Origin of the sequence: Bacillus sp. NPDC094077, assembly GCF_050279465.1 — a bacterium.
Lineage (GTDB): Bacteria > Bacillota > Bacilli > Bacillales > Bacillaceae_G > Bacillus_A.
In genome coordinates, this window is sequence record NZ_JBNNUF010000018.1 from 21,305 (window position 1) to 45,289 (window position 23,985).

Below are 23,985 nucleotides of genomic sequence, written 5' to 3' on the forward strand. Positions count from 1 at the left end.
AATAAAAAGCTATTCGGATGTTCCAGTTTGTTAAATTACATAACAATATACGCTTAAAAAATGGGCAAGGCTTCCCAATAACACAAAAACATGAAAAATTTCATGATGTCCCATATATTTAAACTCTAACCATTTTGGTTTCGCACCGTAAATGAATCCACCAATTGTATAAAAGATACCCCCGAGCACTAAGAATACGATACCCCCTGTGCTTAAACTCTTAGCTAGCGGTGCAAAGAATAAAACAATTAACCATCCCATCGTAATATAAATGGCTGTTGATAACCACCTCGGACAATTAAACCAAAACATTTTAAAAACAATACCACAAATCGCAGTAGCATAAACTAAGCAAAATAATAACAAGCCATTTGCAGAATGTAATGTAATTAAACAAAATGGTGCATATGTACCTGCAATTAATATAAAAATCATAGAATGATCGAGTTTCCTAAAGAAATAAATAACACGTTCACTGGCGACAACACTATGATATACAGCTGATGCTGTATAAAGAACCAACATTCCAATACCAAACAAAATAACAGCTGTAATTGCAGCGAAAGATGGCATCTTAATCGAAACTTTCACCAGCATAGCTAATAAAGCAATAAATGATAACACAGCCCCTCCTAAGTGGGTAAATGCATTAACCGGCTCTCTTACATAAGCATTCATATAAACACCCCTCATATAATTACATGTAGTTTTAATAACTACATGTAATTATATACACATTACTCCTAGAGGTCAACATTTACAATTCATTTGTTTCGTAATACCATATTTAAAGATATACCAAACATTCAGTTCCACTAAGTTATAAAAGTGAGGGGTTCTACGTGGAAAATATAAATAAATTACTTGAATCATTACATTTAGAAAAAAATATTAAACTTGAGGATATTCCCAATGTCGACTTATATGTAGACCAAGTTGTCCAACTATTTGAGAATACTTATGCGGATACAACGAGAGCCGCTGATGAAAAAGTATTAACAAAAACAATGATTAACAATTACGCAAAAGGAAAATTATTCATCCCTATTAAAAATAAAAAATACTCAAAAGAGCATATAATTTTAATTAGCTTAATTTATCAATTAAAAGGGGCCCTTTCTATTAACGACATAAAAAGCTCCTTAGAAAATGTAAATCATTCCTTATTAAACGATGAAACATTCGAATTAGATACACTATATAAAGATTATCTTGCTCTTACTAAAATCAATGTTGAGAGCTTTACACAAGACGTAAATAATCGTGTTTCAGAAATAAGCGACGTCTCTTCCTTAGAAGATTCAAACTTAGAGAAGTTTTTATTACTAACATCCTTCGTGACGATGAGTAATATGTATAGACGCTTAGCAGAAAAGTTAGTGGACGATTTAAAAGAATCTTAAATAAAAAACTATCCACCTGTTACAGTGGATAGTTTTTTATTTACTTAATTGCCTCATGAACTTTTAATTGTTTCCCTTTAATTGTTGTAGTTTTCATGGCCTTTAAAACAATTGGTCCTTTTCCATTTAATATTTCAACGTAAGAAACATTATCCTGTATCGTAATAATTCCTATATCTTCTGCTGTAACGCCTTTAATTTTAGCAATTGTGCCGACAAAATCTACCGCTCTAATTTTCTTTTTCTTCCCGCCATTAAAGTACAGCTTCATAATCCCTTTGTTTAAGTCTGCGCTTTTATCTTTCTTTATAATTGGTTTAGCATGTATTTTCTCTTCAAATACTGCTTTTCCTTTCATAACTTCCTCTTTTGAAGGCACATGTCCCTTTGAAATTTCAAATCCGATATACTCCTCAATTTCTTCTAAAAATCTATTCTCATATTGTGTTATAAATGTAATAGCTTTTCCACTATTCCCAGCTCGGCCAGTTCTCCCCGTACGGTGTACATAACTTTCTTTTTCTAGTGGGATATCGTAATTAATAACATGTGTAATATTATCAATATCAATGCCTCTTGCAGCTACATCTGTTGCTACTAAGTAACGGAATTTTCCTTTTCTAAAATCATCCATAACTTCGAAACGATCTTCTTGTACCATACCACCATGGATTTTATCACAAGGATAGTTAACGCGTTTTAACTGTCTATATACATTATCTACGTTTTCTTGTGTACGGCAAAAAATAATACAACTATCTGGATTCTCAATCGTTGTTACGTCTTTAAGAAGTGAGAGCTTCTCCTCTTCTCCCACCTCAAAAAGGGTATGTTCAATTTTTTCTGTTGTAATCCCAGCAGCCTTAATTTCAATATGAGTCGGCGAATCCATATATGTACGAGATAACTTTTCAACATCTTCTGGAAGTGTGGCTGAAAATAGCATTGTCATTCGTTTTGTAGGTAATTCATCAATAATTGCCTCTACTTGATCGATAAAGCCCATATTTAGCATTTCATCTGCTTCATCAATCACTAAATATCTCAATCGCTCTAAAGAAAGTGTACCTTTTTCAATATGATCTAGTACACGGCCAGGAGTCCCCACTACAACATGCGTCTTTTGCTTTAACTCTAATTTTTGACGCGCAAATGGAGATTTGCCATAAACTGCAGCAGCCTTAATTCTTTTGAAGCGACCTATATTCGTAATATCTTCTTTTACTTGTACAGCAAGTTCTCTCGTTGGTGTTAAAACTAATGCTTGTGGTTTATTCTCCCCCCACTCTACCATTTCACAAAGTGGTATACCAAATGAAGCCGTTTTTCCACTTCCAGTCTGTGATTTCACGACAAGATCCTTCTTTTTCAATGCAATTGGAATAACCTCTCCTTGCACTTCTGTTGGATTTTCATATCCTAAACCAGTAAGTGCTCTCACAATTTCCTTACTTAATGCATAATCAGCAAAACTTTTTTTACTCATGTACTAACCTCATTTTATTCTATATTTAATAATTATATTTTTTATTCCCCTACATTTAATTATACCAAGATGATATATCAAACTAATATTTATAATTCACTAAGATATCAACTCAACCTAAGTATAACTCTTTTTATGTTATTTTTTAAAATAACATACTAAAGGGCAGTCTTAATAATAAGCCTGCCCACCTACATAACGAAAAATATTTATATATATGTTTTAGATAAAATATCTTTACGGAACTAATTTTTTTACAACCGGTATTCTTTGCAACACTAAAGTGATTACCATACTAAGGACAATTGTAATTGTTACATTAATAGGTATTGCCAATATTGCATGTGCATGTTCATTTACCTTTGGAAATACTCTGTACAGATAGTTATTTAATAAGAAATAGTGAAGGATATAAATACCAAGGCTCGCTTGATTTATACCGCGTAATACAAATGGTAATTTTCTTTCTGAATTTTGAAAAGAATATTTAAAAAATATAAACAAGCCCATTGCCATAAGTACAACACCTGGAGAAAAGTATCCATACCAAAACTGATCCAATTGTCCGTTTGCCTGAACAGTATAATAATATGTAACAAAGAATGTAATAATAAATCCTACAATTCCTCCAATATAAGCGATACTCCTCCACTTTTTCACAATATCATAATTGGATAAATAATAACCAAGTAGAAAATATCCTACATAATTTGTAACGTAAAATAATTCAATATTAAAGTTTATAGGATAATAATATTTTGCTAAATTGACCACAACAGATGCATATAGCCACAACATTAAAAAATACTCAATCTCCCTCTTTTGAGCATTCTTCACAAAAATTTTCAGTAAAGGTGTAATCAAATATATCCCTACAATCATGTACATAAACCATAAATGTCCACCGATACTATCTGTTAGGAAATACTTTATCCCTTGCTTTATAGAACGAGGGAAATATCCTGCATAAGCTCCGTATAAGTAAAATAAAGCACTCCACGCTACAAAAGGTATAATTACCTTACTTGCACGTTTCTGTAAAAATTCTACAACAGAAATATCCTTGGATCCCTTTAATAATAAAGCTCCACTAATCATCACAAAGATTGGAACACTAGCACGTGAAATTGATTCAAAAAGGTTACCAGCCATCCAACGCGATACGTTATTTGCATCCAACGTGGAAACATAACTAGCAGAAACGTGAATTGTAACGACGGCAATTGTCGCTAATACACGTAACCAATCCATATATACCAAACGCCTCATCAAAATCTCTCCTAAATTAATATATTTAACCATTTTTTCTATACATAATTTTACATTAAACTTTAATCCGTTAACAGATATTTTTATTATATAAATTCTTAGCAAAAATAGCTGAAATTTATTTTTTCAAGTATAAACATCAAAACCTTTGACTTATTAATAAAAATAATGTAAATTATCAATTGGACGAACATTTTAAAGTAAAACGAATAAAATATTCGTATTTTAGGGGTGTAAATGATGGAAAACGTATTTGACTATGAAGATATTCAATTAATTCCTGCAAAATGTATTGTAAATAGCCGATCTGAATGTGATACAACTGTCACTTTAGGAAAACATAAATTTAAATTACCTGTCGTACCTGCAAATATGCAAACGATTATTGATGAAAGAATTGCAACTTATTTAGCTGAAAATAATTACTTCTATATCATGCATCGTTTCCAACCAGAGAAACGAATCTCATTTATTAGAGATATGCAATCACGTGGATTAATCGCTTCTATCAGCGTTGGTGTAAAAGAAGACGAGTATGAATTTGTACAACAATTAGCTGCTGAGCAACTTACACCTGAATACATCACGATTGATATCGCGCACGGTCATTCTAATGCAGTAATCAACATGATTCAGCACATTAAAAAACATTTACCAGAAAGCTTTGTTATCGCTGGAAACGTTGGAACTCCAGAAGCGGTGAGAGAATTAGAAAACGCTGGCGCTGACGCAACAAAAGTTGGTATTGGACCTGGTAAAGTTTGTATTACTAAAATTAAAACAGGCTTTGGAACTGGCGGTTGGCAACTAGCTGCACTTCGCTGGTGTGCAAAAGCTGCAAGTAAGCCTATCATTGCTGACGGCGGTATCCGTACGCACGGTGATGTAGCTAAATCTATTCGATTTGGGGCGACTATGGTGATGATCGGTTCTCTATTCGCTGGTCATGAAGAGTCTCCAGGGGAAACAATCGAAAAAGATGGGAAACTTTACAAAGAATATTTCGGTTCAGCTTCTGAATTCCAAAAAGGTGAGAAGAAAAACGTTGAAGGTAAGAAAATGTTCGTAGAGCATAAAGGTTCTTTAGAAGATACATTAATCGAAATGGAACAGGATCTTCAATCGTCTATCTCTTACGCTGGTGGAACAAAATTAGATGCTATTCGTACTGTAGATTATGTTGTCGTGAAAAACTCTATTTTCAACGGTGACAAAGTATATTAATTTTTAAACAGAAGAAGGACAAGCATTTTTATGCTTGTCCTTCTTTATTTTCCAAACCTTTTGCGGTATCCGCATTTTCTGCATAACTCTTCAACCGCAACTCTTTTCGAAAATCCATCCACAATATTTTGCGCTCTTTCACCTTCAATAATGTTAGAAAATGAGTCATTATTAATATTTCCGAGATTAATAATGCCTTCACCATCTAAACAACAAGGTATAACCGTTCCGTTTGCTAAAATACCAGCTTGATTACGGAGGCCATGACAGAAGCCTTTTCCATCATCCTCTTCTTCATGTAATGCTGGCCACTGGAATTCATAATCTTGATTAATAAAGACACGTTCCGCAATTTTTATGCCTTTTCCTGGTGTAAGCTTCTCTTCAATTTGATAAGGTAGGTCAAATTCATTTTCAATTATGGATAATAACTCTCTATTTTTCTGGATTTCAACATTTGTTTTATTATCCTGAGTTAAATTCCATAACCTTAGTGAAACGATTAAGTCCGATTGACTCGTCGCCTCTCTAATGAAAGAAAGTATACTTCTTACATATCCTTCTTTATCTTCTGAACCTGGGTGCCCATCAAAACTATGAAGTGAAAAATTTATTTGTCTTAACGCAGGTTTATTTAACAGTCTATGCCTTCTCTTATTAATTAACGTTCCGTTCGTTGTAATATTCACTTTAAACCCTTTTTCATGGCTTAGATCCAGCAATTGATCTATCTTTGGATGAAGCAAAGGCTCACCCTTCACGTGCAAATAAATGTAGTCTGTGTGAGGTTTAATTTGGTCTAATCTTTTAGAAAAATCCTCCACAGAAATGAACTGCTTCTGCCTTTCCGTCGGCGGACAAAAGCTGCACGCAAGATTACATACGCTCGTAATCTCCAAGTAAAACTTCTTAAACTTTTTCACCTTTAATTCCTCACTTCTCTGACTACTTATAATTTTTTCCTCTTCATATTACAGCACACTTTTTTAGAAATAGAAACATACTTATTTTAGAAAATCTAAATGCCACCTTTTAATGCCCAAAAGACCATCGGTGATTTTTATCCAATGGTCTTTCTCACTATTAATTACCTTTAACCTCTTTTACATACTCCCATGTTTCACCTTGATTTTTGGATTGATAAAGTATACTACTATTACCATTGTAGTCTCCATCTGCTCCTTGCCCTACTAGCATATTAAAAACTCCATCCTTCTCATAAGGCATATTAGGAAAATCAAAAGGATTTATTGATTTTCCACTTTCTAGCTTCACTTCATGATTTGTATAGCTCACCTTTTTAAAAGTTATACCCCCATCATCTGTACGGTATAGTCCCCCTTCAGTACCAGAGGGTCTGGTTGCCCTTAAAAATCCGAGCTTCTCATTAAAAAAGATGATTCCTGATGCACTACCAACCGCTTCATTGAACGGGTCTTCATTTATAACTCCCCATGTTTCCCCACCATCAATGGTCTTGCTTAGTGAATAAAAGGTACTCCCTAATGCTTTATCTGTAACATTTAGTTTATAACCCACTTCTTTTGAAAAATAAAATTGCTCATTATTATTAGTTACATCCTTCTTTTTCTTTTTAGAGCTACTTTCCTTACTCCAATTTGGGTCACCTAGTAAATTATATCTAGCAGGTACTATCTCTTTCTCTTTTCCAGGGATAAATATAGATACCGTATATCCAATTATTTCGGATTTTGCTTCTTCTAACTTCTCTAATTTCCCATCTTTATTAATATTAATAATGCCTTCTCTATTGTAACCCCAATTTCTTTTCCCATAATAAACCAGTCCATACTGATTTTCATTCCACTTACTAACAGTTTGTTTAACTGGAATAGCTTGAACCGTTTTAATTAAAGGTTTTACTAATTTATCTTCATTATAATCAGCGTTAACATGCCCATTTAGTCTTACAAAAATATCTTTTGATTTATTTTTATTATAAGATATTAAGTAGCTTTCCTCTTTTCCAGCAGCATTTTTTCCATAAAGAAAGGTATCAAATGATGTAATTGTTCCATCTGAGTTAAATTTCAAAGTAAAATCATCCGACATATATAACTTCTTTGGCAAAGTATATTTCTTATTTATATCTTCAAAAATACCCTCTACACCATACTTATATATATTATCACGTTCAAGTTCAACTGATCTTTCGTTTTTTACACTTTCTATAAACCACGCTAGTTTACCACCATAATTCGTTGCACTTTTATAAATTTTTATCCCATAAAAAAATGTTATAAAGATAATGGTGATAACGGAAATATATTTCCATCCCTTTACATTTAATAATTTGGACGATTCACGTTCCCTATTTTCTATAACTTTAATTGTAGTAAATATAATGATAAGTATTAAAAATGCTATACATAATAACAAAATATAAATATTATTATTCATTCTCCCGTACATACATAACAAAGCTAACTCATAACAAAAAATCCAGTATCCGATTATTACTAATGGATTTTTTAGTAATGATATCAATATTTTTTTCATATCTCCCTTAAATATGTGAAGCCCCCCTAAGTACATCTAATACTTCTTTTCTCCTCTATTGAGTATACTTGATTTTACCAAACACTTGCATATCCCTATATTTATTGTACATTTTCATTACGTAGCGGTTACATCTAAAATCATAAAGTACGGATAAAAAAGCACTCTATCCTGTAAAGATAAGTGCTTTTTTCTTGATCATATTTTTTATTCAATATGTTAATACACAAAGCAGTATTAACTTTCGATTGTTATCCACTATTTGTGATACGGTTCACCGTAACTAATCTAAATGAGGTTATTTTTCATTATTTTCATAATTAAATTTAACAAAAAAGGTAGTACCTTCCGATCCTGTTTGAATTTCTATTTTTGCATTATGACGGGCTGCAATGGCATAACATATACCTAACCCCAATCCAGTTCCATTATCTTTAGTCGTGTAAAATGGAGTACCCAGTTTCTCTAATACTTCAGGCCTGATACCTTTTCCTTGATCCCGCACTGCAAGCACCACACAATGTTGACCTTCCTTGTAGGTGCTAATAGTTAGAACTTTCCCTGTGCTCATCGCTTCTAAGCCATTACGGTATAGGTTTATTAATAATTGCCGTATCTCATTACGATTTAAAAGTAATTCCGGAATGTCATTTGTATCGACTTGAATATATTTATTTTGATTATACGTATCAATCTTTATTAAAGGAATAATATCGTGGATAATTGAATTTAAATCTAACATCTGCAAATCCGATTTCCTTGTATTACCCATTGAGAGAAATTCAGTAATAATAGAATTGGCACGGTCAAGTTCTTCAATCATTAAATTCAAGTACTTATTATGTTTCTCATAGGTGTTCTCTTCTTTTAATAACTGCAAAAATCCTCGTACTGCTGTCATTGGATTTCTAATCTCATGGCTGATACCTGCTGCCATTTGCCCTATTAAATCTATGTTGGATAACCTTTTCAATTCCTGTTCATATTGCTTTTTTTCTGTTATGTTTTTAAAAATACAACAAATACCATCATCATACGGGTATGCAATAACTTCGTGCCAATATTCATCAGAGGTAGAAAAAAATTCGAAATGAACTGTAGTTCGCTCTGACATTGCACGATGAAATTCCTTATACATAACTGTGTCGACGCTACTCGGGAAAACCTCCCATGTATTCTTGCCTAATACATCTTTTGCTGTTTTTCTTTGTGGAAAATATTGATGCTTATTTACGTACGTAAATTCCCATTTATTATTCAAAGTAAAGAATCCATCCGTAATACTTTCAATCACACTTATAACTTTTTCATTAGCAGCAGCTAGTTCTCTCGTTCGCTCTTCCACCATGCTTTCAAGTTGATCCATATATAACAAGTTTGAAAACGTAGGAGCTGTGGCATCAACGATAGATTTTGCCAGTTGAATTTGGGAATTATCGTAATTGTGAGCTTTTCCCTCTTTGCCAACGACGATTATCCCTAATACTTCTCCCATTGAAACCAATGGAATCACCAGTAGACCCTTACTATCTATATTTTTTGTTTGAGTAACCTCTTGGATCTTGGCTTCATAGCTTCTCTCCATCCAATCCGCTTCTGTCCAATCACAGTCCTTGCTTAACTTCGTTGTTTTAATCGTTGTTTTGTCTAGCGGGTCTAAAAGGTGGGCAGCCATGTTTTTACTCTCTAAAATCTGTCCTAAGTAAAAAAAACATTTATCAAAACTCTCCTGTATCGAGGAACACATTGATAAATCACGGGTAACATTTAGTAACAGCTGCTTCTCAGCAATAAGGTTTTCCTTTTGTGTTAAATTATTTGCGTTTTGAATTGCGACCGCAGCCATATTTACATAAGCTTCAACACTTTGAATTTCTGAATCTGTTAAGTTCATTGGAGTTCCATAATCAAATAAAAAAACCAGACCAAATAACTCTTGCCCAAATGAGATAGGCAGGACTAATAAGGACTTAATTTTGAACGCATCAACTGGTCTCGGATCCGGCCGATGATCCTTTGAGGTATCAGGGATATAGATGGTTTTTTGGGTTTCAATAACTTCTTTTGCCAGTAAGTCTATTTCAGGATCAATTACCTGAGTATCGAGCGTTACGCCATTTATGGTCTCTGGTTTTCCTGCAAACCCTCTAAATGTTCCATCTTCCTGGGGTAAATAAATTCCAACAGCGTCGCATTGAACAATCTCCTCTGATATCGCCATTGTTACACGCTGCAAGACTTCACGTAGTTCTAATTTTGTATTTATTATTTTTGTTATATTCGCGAGCCTAGAATATCTCGCCTGATCACTTAACATTCACATAGCCTCCAATTATAGGCATAATAAAATAAACATGATAATATCAGTGAAAATCAAGACCGACCTGCCATTTTCAATTTTCTCCTGTATTCTTTTCTTACCCTTGTTTTACATAGAATACCTCACTTACTTATGATACGGTTCACCGCGATTAATCCGAAACGCTCTATACACTTGCTCAAGCAATACTAATCGCATTAATTGATGTGGTAATGTCATCTTTGAGAACGAAAGGGACTCATTCGAGCGCTTCATTACTTCCGAACTTAGTCCAAGTGATCCACCAATTACAAATGCAACTTTACTCTTTCCATATGTAGCAAGACGATCTAGACTTACCGCAAATTCTTCTGATGATTTTTGTTTTCCTTCTATAGCTAACGCGATGACATGCGTATCATCAGAAATTTTATCCAGTATACGTATGCCTTCTTTTTCTTTTACAATTAACATTTCTGCTTCACTTAAATTTTCTGGTGCCTTTTCATCTGGCAATTCAATTACTTCTACTTTTGCGTATGCAGATAATCGTTTTAAGTATTCTGCTATACCTTGTTTTAAATATTTTTCTTTTAATTTTCCAATTGAAATAATCGAGATATTCACACGTATTCCCCACCTTACAAACATGTTATCCACATAACTTATCCACATATCCACAAATGTTACCCACATATTGTGTGGGAATCTGTGTTCGATACAACATATGTCGCCTCGTTTTGACAAAATTCACATGTTTTTTTCTCTTTTTCAGAGTTATCCACATTGTTGATAACTGGTGCAACCTCACACTCATCCACAATAATATCTAACGCTAATTCAACATGTTCTAAACAACACGGTAAATTCATATTCTTCACCTCACTTTTCTACAATAGAAAACAGGAGGTAGGCCCTCCTGTTTTTAATACTTTTGAATGCCTAATTTCACCGTCGTTGTTGCTCGTTTTGTACCACGATAAAACGTAAGAGTCATTTTATCATTAACTTTCTTATCATATAAAGCCGTACGGAATCCAATAATATCGTGAATCGGTTTTCCATCCACCGCCACAATAACATCATGTTCTCGTAAACCAGCATCTGCACCTGGCGAAGGACTTTTCACATCTAAAATGCAAACTCCGTCTGTTACATTACCTGGTAAATGTAATGTTTTGGACCAATAATAATTTGGAATCTCATTTAATGATCTAAGTTCAGCTCCAACATAAGGTCTTCTCACTTTTCCGTACTTCTCAAGTTCATTCATAACCGGAACGGCTCTAGTCACCGGAATAGCTAGTCCGATTCCTTCTACTTCTTTTGCAGCAATTTTCATTGAGTTAATACCAATTAATTGTCCTGCTGCATTTACAAGCGCACCACCACTATTACCCGGATTAATCGCTGCATCTGTTTGCAATACTTCTACTTGCCAATCATAATGTCCATCTTGATCCAGATCTACAGGGACAATACGTTCATTGGCCGAAATAATACCTTGTGTGACAGTCCCAGAAAATTGCAATCCAAGTGGGTTTCCAATCGCAATGACTGGTTCCCCTCTACGGACGGTATTAGAATCGCCAATTTCAATCACTTTCTTCACATGCTTCGCATCTATTTCTATTACTGCTAAGTCAGTGACTACATCAGTTCCTAATACTTTACCTGGAACTTTCTTACCATCACTTAAGCTCACCTCAATACGATTCGCCCCAGCAACAACGTGGTTATTTGTTACAATATAAGCATGTCCATCTGTTCTCTTATAAATTACACCCGAGCCTGTACCAGCTTCCGAATCAGCCTCTGAAAAGTCGTCTCGCTGAATATTAATAACCCCAACAACAGCATCTGAAGCGCGATCAACAGCGTCTACAAAGCTAATCTGTTTAACAGGAACACTTCCACTTTGACCTTCAGCCATATTTTTTTCACTTGCTTCAGCTTGAGGAAGCGTACCTGCATGATTTGAAAATAGAGGGGCTCCAAATGCAAATAATGAAGCCCCTACAATTGTTCCTGTTATGCTGGAAATAATAATACCTTTATGCTTCTTTTTTCCTGCACGTTTCATACGATTTTTTTCTTCATCAATAAAGGACATATTTGTTCACCCATCTTCCTGAAAACAACTATATTCACCTTTATTGTTTACTAAAATGAAGAATTATACGTATTGAATTTTCGTAGGTACTTTTGGGTCTGTATCGTGAATTTCAAAGGATTCTCCTACTCCAAATCCTTTTTCTTCCAATACTTGTGATACTGACATACGTGCTAATTCTTTCATATTATTATCTAAACTTAAATGCGCTAAATAAATATGCTTTGTCTCATCTGTAATTACATCCGCCATCGCTAATGCAGCATCCTCATTACAAACGTGGCCAACGTCGCTTAAAATACGTCGTTTAATGCTCCATGGGTAACGCCCCATACGAAGCATTTCCACATCATGATTACTTTCAAATACAAAAGCATTTGCTCCCTTAATAACACCTTTCATACGGTCACTTACGTATCCTGTATCTGTAATAAGGGCTAACTTTCTATTATTGTTGTGAAAAGCATAAAACATCGGCTCGGCCGCATCATGAGAAACTCCAAATGACTCGACCTCAATGTCACCAAATGTTTTCACATCTCCAACTGAGAAAATGAACTTTTGCTCAGTTGGGATATTGCCTATTAAATGTTCCATTGCATTCCATGTCTTCTCGTTTGCATAAACAGGCAGTTCATATTTTCGTGCTAATACACCTAATCCTTTAATATGGTCACTATGCTCATGTGTTACAAGAATACCTGATACGTCATTTATATTCAGTTCAGCTTGTTTAAATAAAGCCTCTGTAGCTTTACCACTTAAACCAGCATCAACGAGCAGTTTTTTTTCATCCGTTCCTACATATAGCATATTCCCTGTACTTCCACTCGCAAGTACACTAAAGTGCAGACTCATTCTTTCTCACTCCATTATATTCTTCCGGCATCTGGCTTTCTCCTAATTCCATAACTTGTCCTTCGATTGCATTCACAAAAAAGTCCTTTTTCTGTTCTGTCTTTAAGTTCCACGTCGGAGCAAGCACTTGTATATTAGAAGAAGATTCAGCAAGAGTTGCATATCCAATCTGCGCCTCTTTCACGTGCGTATTTTCTGCAATTTTATTTTTTAAATATATATTTTCTAAAGCTGTTTGAGCAGTGATAATTTCTTGTTCTTTCGTTTTTTCACTTTCGCCCATTTCCTTCAGATCTGTTAACATTGTTTGTGTATACGAAACAAGCTCATTCTTTTCATTTAAATCTACAACAATCATTGCATGATTGTTGTAGAAAATCGGTTTATCTTTATACTTTTGAAAGAAATAAATTTTAGAGTCTTTCATTGCTCCAAATTCGTATTTTTGCCCATCAAGGACGTAGTTTTTTAAGAAATCATTATATTTATCCTTAGATAATGATTTTGCATTTAAAAATGGCTCTTTCAACTTACCTTCTATCTTATCTTCTTGTTGCAGATGCGCTGTTTGATTTTTTAAAGATTGCACATCTTCTTCTTTAAAGTTTTTATTTTTCGCCATAATAAATGACTCTTTTTTCGACTCTTTAGGAAAACTCCCCATAGTAATTTTAGACTCTTTTAATTGTTGATCAATTTTTGTTTCTGTCACAAGTTCCAACTGATTGCTATCTTGCTTTTGAATGAACTGGAAGATAAGAAAGAGGTCTAAAACAAAAAAGGTCACAATAAATATTGTTTTAATTCGATCCCAATCCATTTAGTCCCCCCTCACTCCATTCATATATTTTTTGCTTACCCTCTTCATCACATTTTACATACCATATTGGCTGTAAAATAACGATTTTCCCTCCGTTCGAGGAAGATTCCAATGACATTTTATAACCAATGCCAACATCCTGAATTGAATTTTTGTTAATTTCCGGGTTATTCTCTAATGATGTCATCACTGTATGGCCTGATGCAAGAGAAGTGGGCGTACTAGGTAAAGGGATAGTGAAATTAAAAAGAGGTCTTTCATACTGCATGACTTCACCTGCACCCCATGCTTGTTTTAATTCAGCCATTCCCTCTGCATTAAATACAGGTACACCGCCCTCATATAAACGGAATGAAGTTTTACCCTTATTAATATAATCAAGACGATAAGAATTTAGGTTACCACTGTGCCCACTTACAAAGTCAAAGCTTTTTTTCAAAAGCATCGCATTATCTGTAACTTTATCACTATATACTGCGGAATTTTTATATTTCAACATTAAATTCGACTTATCAATTTCCATAGATCGAATACCATCTGTAAATGTTTCCTTTGATTTCTCAGTAATAGGACTTAAATAACGCGGATCACTGAATAAAGCATTTTTAAATGGCTCCACTTCTAATCCAAATGCAAGATACTCCACCTGACTTAACTCTGTAATCCCATCTGGTAAAAACAGCTTTTTCGTATCATTTATTTGATATTCAAAATATGGTTTTGTTAATGTAATAAATTGATTTTGGGCATTTATAATATCTTTTACATCCGCACCGCTCAATGTCGCTTGGTATATTTTACGAGAATTATCATAGGAAACAAAATTAATTTTGATTTCTTGATCCTTACTTCGGGAAGGATCAATTATAATACGATTAAAACTTCTGTTATAATCTAGATTTTTATCTTTTATATTGAACATATCTTTAATTGTATCAAGTGGTATATTTGCAGGAAAAACAAATTCAATTTTTTCTTCTCCGTGTACATAAGAAAGAAAATCCCCTTTAGGAACTGTGCCTGTTATTTCCCTAAAATCATGTAATTCTCCATTTTCAAGAATTTTATAAAGTGAGTTCACATTGTTCGTGTTCTCACTTACGTAATGATTTTTTTCTTTATGAACAATAACAGAGGATGGGCGAACAACCCCTGAAATCTTTATCGGATTTATCTCTTCATTACCTTGAACAAATTTTGTATTTTGCACAGAAGTGGAATCAGGAACATATGTCCATAAATTAAAAGTTAAAAATAGACTAATAACAACTAAATTAATTAGAACTATCGTTTTAAAGTTTTCCATACTCATTCCCAATCGTCCTCTTCATCTGGTGCCATTGGCAGTGTGAAATAAATCGTTGTTCCTTTTCCTTCCTCACTCTTCGCCCAAATAGAACCACCATGTGCCTCAATCATTTCTTTTGCAATAGCTAACCCAAGACCTGTACCACCCATCTGTCTTGAACGAGCTTTATCCACACGATAAAAGCGTTCGAAGATTTTATCTACGTTTTCTTTCGGAATACCCATACCTTGGTCACTTACACTAATCTCTAATAAATCCCCGCGATCACGTAAGCGATATGTTACTGTTCCACCTTCTGGCGAATACTTTAATGCATTAGAAATAATGTTATATAAAACTTGTGTAATTTTGTCCGCATCCATATCAATAAATCGAGATTTCTTAGAGAAGGATCGTTTGAAACTTACATTTTGTTCTTTAGACATTTCAAAACGATCAATAATGTTATTAAAGAAATCAGTAAAATCGACCCATTCTTTCATTAAACGATGTTCTGTACTATCAAGTTTAGATAGTTGCAACAACGCATTTACAAGTCTAATCATTCTTTCTGTTTCTTCTTGTGTCACCGTTAAAAATTGCGGTGCAATATTCGGATCTTGCCATGCACCATCCGTAAGTGCTTCTAAGTAACTGCGCATCGTTGTTAACGGCGTTCTTAATTCATGGGATACGTTCGCCACAAACTCACGTCGTTCTCGTTCTATACGCTCCTGCTCCGTTACATCATATAATACTGCAATTAAACCATTTGCCTTCCCTGTTTCTTTTTGAATTACAGAGAAACTAGCACGTAAAATATATGGTTCATTTCTCGTACTAAAATCTAATAAAACGGAATCAGGCTCTTCATATAAATGATCCAGTGTAAATTCTTCTTGTATCCCCAATACTTCTAAAACAGATTGATCAAGCGCCGTTTCACGCGACACATTTAGCATTTTTTCCGCAGGATCGTTTAATAAGATAATATCCCCTTTTCGGTCAGTAGCAATTACTCCATCTGTCATATGTGATAAAACAGATGATAATTTACGTCTTTCACTTTCTGTTGAAGAACGAGCTTGTTGTAATTTTTTTGATAAATTATTGAAAGATAATGCTAATTGCCCAATTTCATCATGGCTATGGACTTTTACTTTCCTCGAATAATTTCCTTTTGCCATTTCAATTGCTTGTCTCCGCATATCTGAAATTGGCCTTGTAATTGTTTGAGCCAATAAAATTCCAAGTACAGCTGTTACTAACAAGGCAATTACTGTCCCAGTAGCAAAAATTTGATTTATATCCTTCATTTGTTTATACACATCTTCCATAGATGCAACAATGCGAATGACACCCAGTACCTCTCCAGCTTTATCACTTTGAATAGGAGTAATCATCACTTGAACTCGATGGCCGGTGTTTCCATCTTTCTCAGTTTTTGATTCTGGTTTATTTTGCACAATTACTCGTTGGACAGCTATATCTGTTGACGTTCTTCCTACCTTATTTTGCTTAGATGTGTCTGATATTGCCATTAATTTTCTATTAGAATCAAAGACACTTACTTCTTGAATATCTTTCTTACTACGATCTGATACAAACTTTTGAATTGAATTTTTTATGGCATCATCTAATGATTCCGGATCCGTTTTTGCACGACTTTTTGTAAATTCTTGCTTTAAATTATACGATAGTAAATTCGTTTGTTGCGTCAAAGAATCTTTAAAGCCTTGTACAAGGCTTTTTTCTAATTCCCTTACGAAATATACACCGATAACTTGCATCGCTATTAATATTAATAGCATATATATGAGCACAAATTTTAAATGAATAGATTGAAAAAAACCGACTTTCTTCATATACTATTCCTGCTCTGGGTCACGCAAGTAATACCCAACCCCACGTCTAGTTACAATTAAAGTAGGGTGACTTGGATTATCTTCAATTTTTTCACGCAAACGTCGTACTGTTACGTCCACTGTACGCACATCTCCAAAATAGTCATAACCCCAAACAGTTTGTAATAAATGTTCACGCGTCATAACTTGTCCTAAATGTTTTGCTAAATAATGTAGTAATTCAAATTCACGATGTGTAAGCTCGATATTTTCCTCACGCTTCGTTACACTATAGGCATTTGGATTAATCACAATTGGTCCAATAACCATTTCCGTATTTTCTTCTTTTTCTGCAGTACCACCTTGTTGATGACGGCGTAAATTCGCCTTCACACGAGCAAGTAATTCCCTCGTACTAAACGGCTTCGTTACATAATCATCTGCTCCAAGCTCAAGCCCTAATACTTTATCAATTTCAGAGTCCTTTGCTGTAAGCATAATAATCGGCATTTCCGAGCTTTTACGTATTTCACGACAAACCTCTAATCCATCTTTACCCGGTAACATAATATCTAATAAAACCATATCCGGTTGTTCTTCATTTGCTTTCTCAATTGCTTCATCACCATCGTGCGCCATTACAATTTCAAAACCTTCTTTTTCTAAGTTAAATTTCAAAATATCTGCAATCGGCTTTTCGTCATCAACTACTAAAATTTTCTTTCCCATCATCGTCTATTTCCTCCTTATAAAAATATGGTCAATAATCCCTAAACATATTGATGTTTACATAGTATGCCCCTATATGACCGCATCCTTTGTTTAAGTACTTTCTCCTCTATTCTCACAGACTCATGTATGATCCACTTTTACACGGAATCCTATACGAACTATAGAAAAACCTCTAGCTTCAACTGCTAGAGGCTCCTCATTCTATTTTAAAATAACTACTCAATTTTGTAAAATTACACAAATAAAAAGGATATTAAGTGGGCCCACTTAATATCCTGAGAGTGGCTCGGGACGGAATCGAACCGCCGACACGAGGATTTTCAGTCCTCTGCTCTACCGACTGAGCTACCGAGCCAAAACTATATATAAAACCACTAATGGTGGTATAAACAAAAGTGGCGGTCCCGACCGGGGTCGAACCGGCGATCTCCTGCGTGACAGGCAGGCATGTTAACCACTACACCACGGGACCAAAAATAAGCATAAAAAAACATGACCCGTACGGGATTCGAACCCGTGTTACCGCCGTGAAAGGGCGGTGTCTTAACCACTTGACCAACGGGCCACGAAATATAAAATGGTGAGCCATGAAGGACTCGAACCTTCGACCCTCTGATTAAAAGTCAGATGCTCTACCAACTGAGCTAATGGCTCATACTCACCAACGTCATATTTTCGTGACGACAAGATGTATCATAACATATTACCTTTCAGTTTTGCAATACCTTTTTTTATTTTTTTATAAAAGATAAGAAAAAACTCATGCGAACATGAGTTTTTTCGGAAAAATATCAATTAAGCTTCGTATACGTTACGAACGATATTTGTTTGGTTACGATCTGGTCCAACTGAGAACATAGATAATTGAATTCCTGTTAACTCAGAAACACGTTCTACGTATTTTCGTGCATTTTCAGGAAGCTCGTCTAATGATCTTACACCAGTAATATCTTCTGTCCAACCTGGAAGCTCTTCATATACAGGCTCACATTTCGCTAAAATGTTTAAGTTTGCTGGAACTTCATCGATAACTTCGCCATTGTATTTGTAAGCAACACAAATTTTAAGAGTTGGAATACCTGTTAGAACGTCGATAGAGTTTAATGATAGATCCGTTAAACCACTAACACGACGTGCATGTCTTACAACAACGCTATCGAACCAACCTACGCGGCGTGGACGACCAGTTGTTGTTCCATACTCACGACCAACTTCACGAATTTGATGACCAATTTCATCATGAAGCTCAGTAGGGAATGGACCATCACCAACACGGCTTGTATATGCTTTACATACACCTACAACGCGAGTAACTTTCGCAGGACCAACTCCAGTTCCAACTGTTACACCACCAGCAATTGGATTAGAAGATGTAACGAATGGGTACGTACCGTGGTCAATATCAAGCATAACACCTTGCGCACCTTCAAATAATACACGATGATTGTTATCTAATGCGTCATTTAATACAACAGACGTATCACAAACATATTGCGCAATTTGTTGACCGTACTCGAAGTACTCTTCGAAAATCTCTTCTACACTGAAGCCTTCTGTATCGTACATCTTTTCAAACAAACGATTTTTTTGTGCTAAATTGCGCTCAAGCTTTTCTTTAAATGCTTCACGATCTAAAAGATCAGCCATACGGATACCAATACGAGCAGCTTTATCCATATATGCAGGACCGATACCTTTTTTCGTTGTACCGATTTTGTTATCACCTTTACTTGCTTCTTCTAACTCATCTTGTTTTAAGTGATAAGGTAAAATAACGTGTGCACGGTTACTTACACGTAAATTATCAGTACTTACACCACGATCGTGTAAGTATTTTAACTCTTCAAGTAATGCTTTTGGATCTACTACTAATCCGTTTCCGATTACACAAATTTTCTCTTTATAGAAAATACCAGATGGAATTAAGTGTAACTTATATTTAACTCCGCCGAAAACAATTGTATGTCCTGCGTTATTTCCACCTTGATATCTTGCAACTACTTCCGCATGCTCAGAAAGAAAATCAGTGATTTTACCTTTTCCTTCATCGCCCCATTGTGTTCCTACAACTACTACTGAAGACATTATTAAAGCACCTCCGCAATTTTCAAACGATCTATTCAAACAATATAATTGTACCAAAACCGAAAGAGAAGTCAACCAAAAAGCGAACATTTTTTTACCAAAAATCATTTTCGTTCGTAAGAATTATATATTTAATGTATGAAAGCCTTATCTTTCTTATAAAAAAAAAAGAAACACATCTTATTATAAGAAATGTGTTTCTTTTTTATACTGCCTTTATGCCGGCGGTGCATGTCCATCCTCAAAACGACGTTCTAAGTTGACGAATTTATTAAATTCCTTAACAAACGCAAGCTCTACCGAACCTACCGGACCATTACGTTGTTTCGCAATGATAATTTCAATCGTATTTTTATTTTCCGTTTCTCGGTCATAGTAATCTTCACGATATAGGAAGGCTACAATATCAGCATCCTGCTCGATACTTCCTGATTCACGAATATCAGACATCATCGGGCGTTTATCTTGACGAGATTCTACACCACGGGATAACTGCGACAAGGCAATAACAGGTACTTGCAATTCACGTGCAATCCCTTTTAGTGTACGGGAAATCTCAGATACTTCCTGCTGACGGTTTTCTCCTGATTTCCCACTTCCTTGAATAAGCTGCAAGTAGTCAATCAAAATCATCCCAAGACCTTGTTCTTGTTTTAATCTACGGCATTTTGCTCGAATCTCATTCACCTTAATCCCTGGTGTATCATCAATATATATACCAGCATTAGAAAGGCTACCCATTGCCATCGTTAATTTCGCCCAATCATCAGAAGTTAATGAACCGGTACGCAGTCTTTGTGCATCGATATTCCCTTCCGCACAAAGCATACGCATAACAAGCTGGTCAGCACCCATCTCTAAACTAAAAATCGCTACATTTTCATCCGTTTTCGTCGCTACGTTTTGTGCAATATTTAATGAAAATGCCGTTTTCCCTACTGATGGACGTGCTGCCACGATGATTAAATCATTTCGTTGGAAACCCGCGGTCATCTTGTCCAATTCAGTAAACCCAGTTGGTATTCCAGTAACCTCACCCTTTTGATTATGCAATAGTTCAATCTTATCGTAAGCATCAACAAGTACATCTTTAATATTTTGAAAGGCCTTCGCATTTGTTTGGTGAGATACTTCTAATATTTTTTTCTCAGCCTCATTTAAAAGACCGTCCACATCATCTTCTCGCTCGTATCCATCCGATACAATATGAGTTGCCGTACGAATTAAACGACGTAAAAGCGCCTTTTCAGCGATGATGCGCGCGTAATATTCTACGTTAGCAGAAGTTGGGACAACTTCTGCTAGCTCCGCTAAGTACGAAACCCCGCCAACCTCTTCTAGTAATCCTTGATCAGCCATTGCTGATGTCATCATTACCAAGTCGATTGGTTCTCCCTTATCAGACAGCCCAAGCATAACTTCAAAAATCTTTTGATGTTTCGTTCGATAGAATGAGTCAGGTACCAATAGTTCTGATGCTGACGTTAACGCATCTTGATCAATTAATATAGCCCCTAAAACCGCCTGCTCAGCCTCTATATTATGCGGAGGGGTACGATCAGCAAGTACATCACTCATACGCAATCCTCCTTACTTAACTTATTTTTATTGTTCAGTAACATGAACTTTTACTGTTGCCGTAACTTGTGGATGCAATTTTACTGTTACATTTGTATAACCTAACGCACGAATCGCATCATCCATTTCAAATTTACGTTTATCAAGTTTAATCTTGTGTGATTTTTGCATTGCATCTACGATTTGTTTACTTGTGATAGACCCAAATAAACGACCGCCTTCACCAGATTTTGCTTTTAATTCTACAGTTAATTTCTCCAAAGTCTCTTTCAATTCTTTTGCACTTTCAAGCTCTGCTGCTGCATCTTTTTCTTCCTTACGTTTTTGAGCTTCTAAAGTTTTCATACTGCTATTTGTCGCTTCAGCAGCTAATCCTTGTTTTAATAAGAAATTATTTGCATAACCGTCTGGTACGTTTTTTATTTCTCCTTTTTTCCCTTTACCTTTTACGTCTTTTAGAAAAATTACTTTCATGATTGTGTGCCTCCCTGTAAATAGTCATCAATAACAAATCGAAGCTTCTCCTCAGCTTCATCTACTGTAACATTTTTCATTTGTGTGGCTGCATTCGTCAAATGCCCGCCACCTCCTAAATTCTCCATAATTAGCTGCACATTCACTTCACCTAAGGACCTGCTGCTAATTCCAATAAAATTCTCTCCACGTTTCGCAATAACAAATGATGCAATAATACCTGTCATTGTTAATAATGTGTCTGCTGATTGCGCAATAAGCACTTGATCGTAGTAATCATCACTATCAACTTTTGCAATCGCAATTCCATTTTTATAAATGTACGCATTTTTAATGGCTTTTGCAACTCGTAAATACTGATTCATATCTTCTTTTAAAAGCTCTTGTACAAGTACTGTGTCTGCACCATGTGAGCGTAAATAAGAAGCTGCATCAAACGTACGAGCCCCTGTCCGAAATGTAAAACTTTTCGTATCAACAATAATACCTGCTAACAATGCCGTTGCTTCTAACATTGTCATCTTTAAATTTTTCGGTTGATACTCAAGTAATTCTGTCACAAGTTCTGCCGTCGAAGAAGCGTATGGCTCCATGTAAACAAGCAATGGATCCTCAATAAAATCTTCTCCTCGACGATGATGGTCAATAACAACTACATTTTCAATTTTGTGTAACAGCTTTTCTTCCATCACCATTGAAGGTTTATGTGTATCTACAACAACAAGTAATGAATCGTCATTTGCAAATTCCATCGCTTGCCCTGGCGTAATAAAGTGAGACCATAACTCTTCATTTTGTTTCACTTTATCCATCAGACGCTTAATTCCCTTATCGGAATCATTTTCATCTAACACAATATATCCTTTGCGCTCGTTTAATTGAGCTACCTTTAAAATGCCAATCGCAGCACCAATTGCGTCCATATCAGGAGCTCTATGCCCCATTATAATGACATTACTACTTTCTAACACTAAATCCTTTAATGCATGCGAAATAACTCTGGCACGTACACGGGTACGCTTTTCAACTGGATTTGTCTTACCACCATAAAACTTAACCTTACCTGTCGCTTGTTTAATAGCTACTTGATCTCCACCACGGCCAAGCGCAAGGTCTAAACCAGATTGAGCCATTGCCCCAAGCTCTGATAAAGGTAAATCACCTGATCCGACACCTACACTTAATGTAAGTGGTATATTCCTTTTGGATGTTTCTTCACGCACCTGATCTAAAATGCTAAATTTCCCTTTCTCCATCTGCGCCAAAATACTTTCATTTAGTACAACGAAGAATCTTTCTGAAGATGCACGTTTTAAATATGCACCATACTTAAGGGCCCATTCATTTAGTCGTGATGTCACAAGACTTGTTATATTCGTACGTAATTGATCATCTAATCCTTGTGTAACTTCATCATAATTATCTAAATAAATAACAGCTAGAACCGTACGCTGATCCTCATACATCTTTTCGATTTCCGTTTGTTCCGTTACATCAAAGAAATAAATTAGCTTTTCTTCTTTCCTCACAAACACACGAAACTTTCGATTATTTAAAGAGACTATATCATCGGAAGTTTCTCCCTTAATGAAAAGAAGTAACGTTTCTGATACATCGTAAAGGTGCCATCCAGCTAATGCATGTTGCCCCAGACATGAAGATAAATAAGGATTTGCCCAATCAATCCCATAATCCTTATTGTATAACAAAATACCAATCGGCATTTGGTTAAATGCTTCATTACTCACTTTCTTTACCCTTGTAATCATATCTGTCGTATGCTTTTCGAAATTCCTTTGAAAAGTAAGTTCAAATCGTATAACGACAAAAAGTACAATACAAAAAATAACAAAGGCAGCTATTCCTAGAATTAAATGAAAATAACAGAGGATCGAAATCAGCACAAACACAAAAAATGCCAATACATAAACGGGATATAAAAACCACTGTTTCTTATAAAATTCAGGCATGTATACAACTCCTATAAAGTAA

The 23,985-nt window shown here is 35.1% G+C and carries 20 protein-coding genes and 4 tRNA genes; 2 read left to right on the forward strand and 22 right to left on the reverse strand.

Features of this window, described 5'->3' with window-relative positions; all coding sequences use genetic code 11:
• Positions 1-30: 30 nt before the first annotated feature.
• Complete coding sequence (gene trhA, locus ACQKNR_RS25625; protein ID WP_427321785.1) at positions 31-678, reverse strand: PAQR family membrane homeostasis protein TrhA; 648 nt, start codon at positions 676-678, stop codon at positions 31-33.
• Positions 679-842: 164 nt separating this feature from the next.
• Between trhA and ACQKNR_RS25630 the strand changes: the two genes are divergently transcribed.
• Positions 843-1,403 carry a DUF1836 domain-containing protein gene (locus tag ACQKNR_RS25630; protein WP_427321787.1) on the forward strand — a complete coding sequence of 187 codons (561 nt, stop codon included), beginning with the start codon at positions 843-845 and terminating at the stop codon, positions 1,401-1,403.
• Positions 1,404-1,443: 40 nt separating this feature from the next.
• Here ACQKNR_RS25630 and ACQKNR_RS25635 read toward each other — a convergent pair whose 3' ends face one another.
• Together ACQKNR_RS25635 and ACQKNR_RS25640 are read right to left on the reverse strand one after the other, a co-directional pair.
• The gene (locus tag ACQKNR_RS25635) at positions 1,444-2,889 is read right to left on the reverse strand and encodes a DEAD/DEAH box helicase (protein WP_427321789.1); all 1,446 of its coding nucleotides are present in this window, start codon (positions 2,887-2,889) and stop codon (positions 1,444-1,446) included.
• 237 nt (positions 2,890-3,126) lie between these two features.
• Positions 3,127-4,158 (reverse strand): acyltransferase, encoded by a 1,032-nt coding sequence (locus tag ACQKNR_RS25640; protein ID WP_427321791.1) that lies wholly within the window; start codon positions 4,156-4,158, stop codon positions 3,127-3,129.
• Positions 4,159-4,398: 240 nt separating this feature from the next.
• Here ACQKNR_RS25640 and guaC point away from each other — a divergent pair, with 240 nt between their 5' ends.
• Positions 4,399-5,382 carry a GMP reductase gene (gene guaC, locus ACQKNR_RS25645; protein WP_000432443.1) on the forward strand — a complete coding sequence of 328 codons (984 nt, stop codon included), beginning with the start codon at positions 4,399-4,401 and terminating at the stop codon, positions 5,380-5,382.
• A 44-nt stretch (positions 5,383-5,426) separates the two neighbouring features.
• Here the strand turns inward: guaC and ACQKNR_RS25650 are convergent, their stop codons facing one another.
• The 19 genes from ACQKNR_RS25650 to ACQKNR_RS25740 form a co-directional block, all read right to left on the reverse strand.
• The gene (locus ACQKNR_RS25650) at positions 5,427-6,305 is read right to left on the reverse strand and encodes a radical SAM/SPASM domain-containing protein (RefSeq protein WP_427321793.1); all 879 of its coding nucleotides are present in this window, start codon (positions 6,303-6,305) and stop codon (positions 5,427-5,429) included.
• A 160-nt stretch (positions 6,306-6,465) separates the two neighbouring features.
• Positions 6,466-7,938: a WD40/YVTN/BNR-like repeat-containing protein gene (locus ACQKNR_RS25655; RefSeq protein ID WP_427321795.1), complete on the reverse strand. Its 1,473-nt coding sequence runs from the start codon at positions 7,936-7,938 to the stop codon at positions 6,466-6,468.
• 262 nt (positions 7,939-8,200) lie between these two features.
• Complete coding sequence (locus ACQKNR_RS25660; protein WP_427321797.1) at positions 8,201-10,219, reverse strand: GAF domain-containing sensor histidine kinase; 2,019 nt, start codon at positions 10,217-10,219, stop codon at positions 8,201-8,203.
• Between the two features lie 129 nt (positions 10,220-10,348).
• Entirely contained in the window at positions 10,349-10,828 is a 480-nt protein-coding gene (rlmH, locus tag ACQKNR_RS25665; protein WP_001027003.1) for a 23S rRNA (pseudouridine(1915)-N(3))-methyltransferase RlmH, read from the reverse strand.
• Between the two features lie 59 nt (positions 10,829-10,887).
• Positions 10,888-11,073, reverse strand: coding sequence for a CxxH/CxxC protein (locus ACQKNR_RS25670; RefSeq protein WP_001052827.1), 186 nt, complete (start codon positions 11,071-11,073; stop codon positions 10,888-10,890).
• A gap of 53 nt (positions 11,074-11,126) precedes the next feature.
• The gene (locus ACQKNR_RS25675) at positions 11,127-12,314 is read right to left on the reverse strand and encodes a S1C family serine protease (RefSeq protein WP_427321799.1); all 1,188 of its coding nucleotides are present in this window, start codon (positions 12,312-12,314) and stop codon (positions 11,127-11,129) included.
• Between the two features lie 63 nt (positions 12,315-12,377).
• Positions 12,378-13,172 (reverse strand): MBL fold metallo-hydrolase, encoded by a 795-nt coding sequence (locus ACQKNR_RS25680; RefSeq protein WP_427321801.1) that lies wholly within the window; start codon positions 13,170-13,172, stop codon positions 12,378-12,380.
• Positions 13,156-13,992, reverse strand: a complete 837-nt coding sequence (locus ACQKNR_RS25685; RefSeq protein WP_427321803.1) for a two-component system regulatory protein YycI — start codon at positions 13,990-13,992, stop codon at positions 13,156-13,158. The genes ACQKNR_RS25680 and ACQKNR_RS25685 overlap by 17 nt, the downstream gene beginning before the upstream one ends.
• Complete coding sequence (locus ACQKNR_RS25690) at positions 13,973-15,304, reverse strand: YycH family regulatory protein (protein WP_427321805.1); 1,332 nt, start codon at positions 15,302-15,304, stop codon at positions 13,973-13,975. Before ACQKNR_RS25690 ends, ACQKNR_RS25685 begins: the two co-directional genes overlap by 20 nt.
• Positions 15,301-17,145 carry a cell wall metabolism sensor histidine kinase WalK gene (walK, locus tag ACQKNR_RS25695; RefSeq protein ID WP_427321807.1) on the reverse strand — a complete coding sequence of 615 codons (1,845 nt, stop codon included), beginning with the start codon at positions 17,143-17,145 and terminating at the stop codon, positions 15,301-15,303. Before walK ends, ACQKNR_RS25690 begins: the two co-directional genes overlap by 4 nt.
• A 3-nt stretch (positions 17,146-17,148) precedes the next feature.
• Entirely contained in the window at positions 17,149-17,856 is a 708-nt protein-coding gene (gene walR / locus ACQKNR_RS25700) for a cell wall metabolism DNA-binding response regulator WalR (protein ID WP_242554910.1), read from the reverse strand.
• 282 nt (positions 17,857-18,138) lie between these two features.
• A tRNA-Phe gene (locus ACQKNR_RS25705) sits at positions 18,139-18,211 on the reverse strand.
• 41 nt (positions 18,212-18,252) lie between these two features.
• Positions 18,253-18,328, reverse strand: a tRNA-Asp gene (locus ACQKNR_RS25710).
• 21 nt (positions 18,329-18,349) lie between these two features.
• A tRNA-Glu gene (locus ACQKNR_RS25715) sits at positions 18,350-18,421 on the reverse strand.
• Positions 18,422-18,434: 13 nt separating this feature from the next.
• Positions 18,435-18,510, reverse strand: a tRNA-Lys gene (locus ACQKNR_RS25720).
• A gap of 141 nt (positions 18,511-18,651) precedes the next feature.
• On the reverse strand, positions 18,652-19,941 hold the full coding sequence (locus ACQKNR_RS25725; RefSeq protein ID WP_000100224.1) for an adenylosuccinate synthase: 1,290 nt from the start codon (positions 19,939-19,941) through the stop codon (positions 18,652-18,654).
• 216 nt (positions 19,942-20,157) lie between these two features.
• Positions 20,158-21,519: a replicative DNA helicase gene (gene dnaB, locus ACQKNR_RS25730; protein ID WP_193413896.1), complete on the reverse strand. Its 1,362-nt coding sequence runs from the start codon at positions 21,517-21,519 to the stop codon at positions 20,158-20,160.
• Positions 21,520-21,546: 27 nt separating this feature from the next.
• A complete protein-coding gene (gene rplI, locus ACQKNR_RS25735) occupies positions 21,547-21,993 on the reverse strand; it encodes a 50S ribosomal protein L9 (protein ID WP_427321810.1) in 447 nt (148 codons plus the stop codon).
• Positions 21,990-23,963, reverse strand: a complete 1,974-nt coding sequence (locus tag ACQKNR_RS25740) for a DHH family phosphoesterase (RefSeq protein WP_427321812.1) — start codon at positions 23,961-23,963, stop codon at positions 21,990-21,992. The genes rplI and ACQKNR_RS25740 overlap by 4 nt, the downstream gene beginning before the upstream one ends.
• Positions 23,964-23,985 lie beyond the last annotated feature (22 nt).

Bases quoted from the DNA above. Each gene is read 5' to 3' on its own strand.
- guaC (WP_000432443.1), top strand. From the start codon at position 4,399: ATGGAAAACGTATTTGACTATGAAGATATTCAATTAATTCCTGCAAAA.
- dnaB (WP_193413896.1), bottom strand. From the start codon at position 21,519: ATGAGTGATGTACTTGCTGATCGTACCCCTCCGCATAATATAGAGGCT.
- ACQKNR_RS25690 (WP_427321805.1), bottom strand. From the start codon at position 15,304: ATGAGTATGGAAAACTTTAAAACGATAGTTCTAATTAATTTAGTTGTT.
- trhA (WP_427321785.1), bottom strand. From the start codon at position 678: ATGAATGCTTATGTAAGAGAGCCGGTTAATGCATTTACCCACTTAGGA.
- rplI (WP_427321810.1), bottom strand. From the start codon at position 21,993: ATGAAAGTAATTTTTCTAAAAGACGTAAAAGGTAAAGGGAAAAAAGGA.
- ACQKNR_RS25675 (WP_427321799.1), bottom strand. From the start codon at position 12,314: ATGTCCTTTATTGATGAAGAAAAAAATCGTATGAAACGTGCAGGAAAA.
- walK (WP_427321807.1), bottom strand. From the start codon at position 17,145: ATGAAGAAAGTCGGTTTTTTTCAATCTATTCATTTAAAATTTGTGCTC.
- ACQKNR_RS25660 (WP_427321797.1), bottom strand. From the start codon at position 10,219: ATGTTAAGTGATCAGGCGAGATATTCTAGGCTCGCGAATATAACAAAA.
- ACQKNR_RS25655 (WP_427321795.1), bottom strand. From the start codon at position 7,938: ATGTACTTAGGGGGGCTTCACATATTTAAGGGAGATATGAAAAAAATA.
- ACQKNR_RS25680 (WP_427321801.1), bottom strand. From the start codon at position 13,172: ATGAGTCTGCACTTTAGTGTACTTGCGAGTGGAAGTACAGGGAATATG.
- walR (WP_242554910.1), bottom strand. From the start codon at position 17,856: ATGATGGGAAAGAAAATTTTAGTAGTTGATGACGAAAAGCCGATTGCA.
- ACQKNR_RS25670 (WP_001052827.1), bottom strand. From the start codon at position 11,073: ATGAATTTACCGTGTTGTTTAGAACATGTTGAATTAGCGTTAGATATT.
- ACQKNR_RS25725 (WP_000100224.1), bottom strand. From the start codon at position 19,941: ATGTCTTCAGTAGTAGTTGTAGGAACACAATGGGGCGATGAAGGAAAA.
- ACQKNR_RS25740 (WP_427321812.1), bottom strand. From the start codon at position 23,963: ATGCCTGAATTTTATAAGAAACAGTGGTTTTTATATCCCGTTTATGTA.
- ACQKNR_RS25640 (WP_427321791.1), bottom strand. From the start codon at position 4,158: ATGAGGCGTTTGGTATATATGGATTGGTTACGTGTATTAGCGACAATT.
- ACQKNR_RS25635 (WP_427321789.1), bottom strand. From the start codon at position 2,889: ATGAGTAAAAAAAGTTTTGCTGATTATGCATTAAGTAAGGAAATTGTG.
- ACQKNR_RS25685 (WP_427321803.1), bottom strand. From the start codon at position 13,992: ATGGATTGGGATCGAATTAAAACAATATTTATTGTGACCTTTTTTGTT.